This window comes from Roseisolibacter sp. H3M3-2, assembly GCF_029211165.1.
Taxonomy (GTDB): Bacteria; Gemmatimonadota; Gemmatimonadetes; order Gemmatimonadales; family Gemmatimonadaceae; genus Roseisolibacter.
In genome coordinates this window covers 1-4,441 of the sequence record NZ_JARGEK010000380.1, presented here as the reverse complement: position 1 = coordinate 4,441, position 4,441 = coordinate 1, and the positions used below count along the sequence as shown (strand labels likewise).

The 4,441-nt window shown below is 78.0% G+C and carries 4 protein-coding genes; all 4 read left to right on the top strand.

The window, feature by feature from the left end; all coding sequences use genetic code 11:
• The coding region (locus PYV61_RS21465; RefSeq protein ID WP_275835498.1) for a LuxR C-terminal-related transcriptional regulator at window positions 1-228 on the top strand (228 nt) is incomplete at its 5' end.
• 17 nt (window positions 229-245) lie between these two features.
• On the top strand, window positions 246-1,385 hold the full coding sequence (locus PYV61_RS21460) for a DUF2156 domain-containing protein (protein ID WP_275835496.1): 1,140 nt from the start codon (window positions 246-248) through the stop codon (window positions 1,383-1,385).
• On the top strand, window positions 1,382-2,617 hold the full coding sequence (locus PYV61_RS21455) for a Gfo/Idh/MocA family oxidoreductase (RefSeq protein ID WP_275835494.1): 1,236 nt from the start codon (window positions 1,382-1,384) through the stop codon (window positions 2,615-2,617). Before PYV61_RS21460 ends, PYV61_RS21455 begins: the two co-directional genes overlap by 4 nt.
• 51 nt (window positions 2,618-2,668) lie before the next feature.
• Window positions 2,669-4,189: an MHYT domain-containing protein gene (locus PYV61_RS21450; protein WP_275835492.1), complete on the top strand. Its 1,521-nt coding sequence runs from the start codon at window positions 2,669-2,671 to the stop codon at window positions 4,187-4,189.
• The last annotated feature ends 252 nt before the right edge of the window (window positions 4,190-4,441 follow it).

Sequence of the window (4,441 nt, the reverse complement as noted above, 5' to 3'; positions counted from 1 at the left end):
GGCGACGCCGCGCGCGCCGGCGACGGCGCCGACGCCGCGGCGCGCGAGGCGGTGGTGCTGCGGCTCGTCGCCCGCGGCCACAGCAACAAGGAGATCGCCGCCGCGCTCGAGATCAGCGTCAAGACGGTCGAGACGCACAAGGCGAACGGGATGGCGAAGCTCGGCGTCGGGAGCCGGGCCGCGCTCGTGCGGTTCGCCGTCGACGAGGGGTGGCTGCGCGACGGCTGACGGACGCGATCGGGGCGATGCGGCCCGTCCCCCCGTCGGCCGCCGACGAGCGGGAGGCGGCGCGCGCGCTGGTGCTGCGCCACGGCTGGAACGCGGTCGCGTACCAGATCCTCAACCCGGGGATGCGCCGCTGGTTCGCCGCCGCCGGCGACGCGGTGGCGGGCTACGCGTCGTTCGGCGGGGTGCGCGTGGTCGCGGGGGCGCCGGTGTGCGCGGCCGGCCGGCTGGCCGAGGTGGCGGCGGAGCTGGAGCGCGACGCGAACGCGCGCGGCGAGCGCGTGCTGTTCTTCGGCGCCGGCGCGCGGCTGGAGCGCACCTACGCGGGGCGCCGCGACCACGTGCTGGTGCGCCTCGGCGCGCAGCCGGCGTGGGACCCGGCGGGGTGGGACGCGATCGTGCGGGGCAAGGCGTCGCTGCGCGCGCAGCTGCACCGCGCGCGCAACAAGGGCGTCGCGGTGACCGAGTGGGCGCCGGAGCGCGCGCGCGAGGCTCCCGCGCTGCGCGCCGTGCTCGCCGACTGGCTGGCGACGCGCGGGCTGCCGCCGCTCGGCTTCCTCGTGACCCCCGACCTGCTGGGCGACGTGCGCGACCGGCGCGTGTTCGTGGCCGGGCGCGGGGGCGAGGCGCTGGCGTTCCTCGTGGCGACGCCGGTGCCGGCGCGCGCGGGATGGCTGGTGGAGCAGTGGCCGCGCGCGCGCGCCGCGCCCAACGGCACCACGCACCTGCTGGTGGACGCGGCGGTGCGCGCGCTCGCCGCCGTCGGCGCGCCGTACGTGACGCTGGGGCTCGCGCCGCTGGCGGCGCACGGCGACCCCGCGGCGGGCGCGCCGCCGGCGTGGCTGCGCCCGCTGTTCGCGTGGCTGCGCGCGCACGGGCGCCGCTTCTACGACTTCCGCGGGCTGGAGCACTTCAAGGGGTCGCTGCGCCCCGACGCGTGGGAGCCGGTGTTCGCGATCGCGCAGGGGACGCGCTTCGGGCCGGGGCTGCTGCGCGCGGTCGCCGGCGCCTTCAGCCACGGCGCGCCCGAGGCGCTGCTGGCGCGCGCGCTGGCCGGCGGGGCGCGCGAGGAATGGCGGCGGCTGCGCGCCCGCGGCCTGCGTCGTGCGCCTGCCGCGGCTCCACACCGGGAGGGGAGGGGACGATGGGAGGGACCGTGAGCCGCCGCGCCTTCGTGGCGACGGGGGTGTCGGCCGGCGCCGCGGTCGCGGGCGTCGGAGCGTTCGCCGGCAGCGCCGCGCGCGCCGCCGCGTCGGGAGAAGCCGCCGGGGGCGCGCTGCCGCCGGCGCCGCGCGCCGCCGGGCGGCCGATGCCCGAGCTGGAGCGCCCGCTGGCCGACTCGCCCGAGCGCCGGCTCGGCTGGGCGGTGGTGGGGCTCGGCGACTTCGCGCTCAACCACATGCTGCCGGCGCTCGGCCGCACGCGGCACTGCCGGCTGACGGCGGTGGTGAGCGGCAACGCGGAGAAGGCGCGCGCCGTGGCCGCGGCGTACGGCGTTCCCGCGAGCGGCGTCTACTCGTACGACGATTTCGACCGGATCCGCGACGACCGGACGGTGGACGTCGTGTACGTGGTGCTCCCCAACGCGCTGCACGCGGCGTGGACGGAGCGCGCGGCGCGCGCCGGGAAGCACGTCTTCTGCGAGAAGCCCATGGCGGTCACCGAGGCCGAGTGCCGGCGGATGATCGACGCCTGCGCGCGCGCCGGGAGGCGGCTGATGATCGCCTACCGCGCGCCGTTCGAGCCGCACAACGCCGAAGCGATCCGGATGCTGCGCGCCGGCGAGGCGGGGGCGATCCGCGAGATCGTCGCCGACCACGGGCGCCCGCTCGACCCCGAGAAGCCGGCCGACCGGTGGCGCGCCGAGGCCGCGCTGGCCGGCGGCGGCTCGCTCTACGACATCGGGATCTACTCGCTGAACGGCGCGCGCTACCTGACGGGGGAGGACCCGGTCGAGGTGCGGGCGACGTACCGCAAGCCGCCCGGGAGCCCCGGCCCCGGCGGCCGCCCGATCGACGTGGAGCAGGGGATCGCCTGGACGATGCGCTTCCCGGGCGGCGCGGTGGCGCACTGCACGTCGGGGTACGACTTCCAGAACGTGAAGCGCATCCAGGTGATGGCCGAGCGGGCGTCGCTCGCGCTCGACCCGGCCACCGAGTACGAGGGGAACCGGCTGATCGTGACGCGCGAGCGCGGGCGCGAGGAGCCCAAGCTCGGCGAGTCGTCGCTGCAGTTCGTCGGGGAGCTCGACGAGTTCGCGTCGGCGATCCGCGAGAACCGCGAGCCGCGGCGCGGGACGGGGCCCGAGGGGCTTCATGACGTGCGTATCATGCAGCGCATCTACGAGGCGGCGCGCACGGGGCGTCCGGTGGAGGTGCCGCCGGCGCGCTGAGCGGGGGTACTATTGCGGGAACGCGCGCCGCCCCCGCACCCCTCGTCAGACGTGGAACGCCACTACGACCCCTGGCTCGTCGGCCTCTCGCTGCTGGTGGCGGCGGTGGCGGGCTACGTCGCGCTGGACCTCGCGGGGCGGGTGAACGTCGCCCGCGGCGCGGCGCGGCGCCTGTGGATCGGCGCCGGCGCGCTGGCGATGGGGACCGGGATCTGGAGCATGCACTTCATCGGCATGCTCGCGTTCCGGCTGCGCGACCGCGGCGCCGCGCTGCCGATGACGTACGACGTGCCGCACCTGGTGCTGTCGGTGCTGGTGGCGGTGGCGGCGTCGTTCCTGGCGCTGGCGGTGGCGGGGCGCGAGCGGCTCCCGGCGGTGCGGCTCGCGGCGGCCAGCGTGGCGATGGGCGCGGCCATCGCCGGGATGCACTACATCGGCATGGCGGGGCTGCGCGTGTCGAGCCGGCTGCACCACGACCCGCCGCGGGTGGCCGCGTCGCTGGCGATCGCGGTCGCCGCGTCGTCGGCGGCGCTCTGGCTGGCGTACCGGCTGCGCGCCGCCGAGGGGGCGTCGGGGATGCGGCGGCGCGGCGCGGCGGCGCTGCTGATCGGCGTGGCGATCGCCGGCATGCACTACACGGCGATGAGCGCGGCGCGCTTCGGCCCCGCCGGCGGCGCGCTCGCCGTCCCCGCCGACGCCGTGCTGGCGACGCAGGGGCTGGGGTGGGCGGTCACCGGGACGACGGGGCTGATCCTCGCCCTCGCCCTCGCCGGCACGGCGGTCGACCGCGAGCTGCGCGCGCGCCTCGCCCGCGCGCAGGAGGTGCAGCGGCTGTACGCGGCGGCCGACGCGGCGCGCGCCGAGGCGGAGCGCGCCAACCGGGCGAAGGACGACTTCCTGGCCACGATGAGCCACGAGCTGCGCACGCCGCTCAACGCGATCCTCGGCTACGCCGACCTGCTCGACGCGGGGGTGGCGGGCGACATCACCGAGCAGCAGCGCGCCTACCTGGCGCGGGTACGCGTCAGCGGGCGCTACCTGCTCGGGCTCATCACCGACGTGCTCGACTTCGCGCGCATCGAGAGCGGGCGCGCCGAGTACGACGTGCGCGCCGTGCACACCGGGGCGCTGGCGCGCGACGTGGTGCAGCTGCTGGCGCCGCAGTTCGCGGCGCGGCGCCTGACGCTCGACGTGGCGGTCGGCGACGACGCGCCGTCGGTGTGCGCGGACCGCGACAAGCTGGCGCGCATCCTCGTCAACCTGCTGTCGAACGCCGCGAAGTTCACCGCCCCGGGCGGGCGGGTGGCGATCCGCGCGACGGCCGACGACGGCACCGCGGCGCTGGTGGTCGAGGACTCGGGGATCGGCATCCCCGCCGGGCAGCTGGAGGCGATCTTCGAGCCGTTCGTGCAGGTCGGGCGCTCGCTGAGCAACCCGGGCGAGGGGACCGGGCTCGGGCTCGCCATCAGCCGCCAGCTCGCGCGCGGGATGGGGGGCGAGCTCGTGGCGGAGAGCGCGCCGGGCGCGGGGAGCCGCTTCACGGTGCTGCTGCCGCGGGCCGACGTCGGCTGAGGCGGCCCGCCCGCGGCGGGGGGCGACGCGAACGTCTGTCGCATCGGAACGGTTCCTGCGCTCGTCGGGCGCGAACCCAACCCGACGGGTGGCGATGCGAGCTGCGGGTCCCCGCTTCCGTTCATGGAGGCGCCGTGCGTGCGTGGCGGCGCTGGTCGTGCCCGCCGTCGTCGGCCCCGCCGCGTGCGGCGGGCGCCGGGATGCGTCCCCCGGCGCCGGCGCGGCGCGCGCCGCCGCGCCGGCTACGGCGCC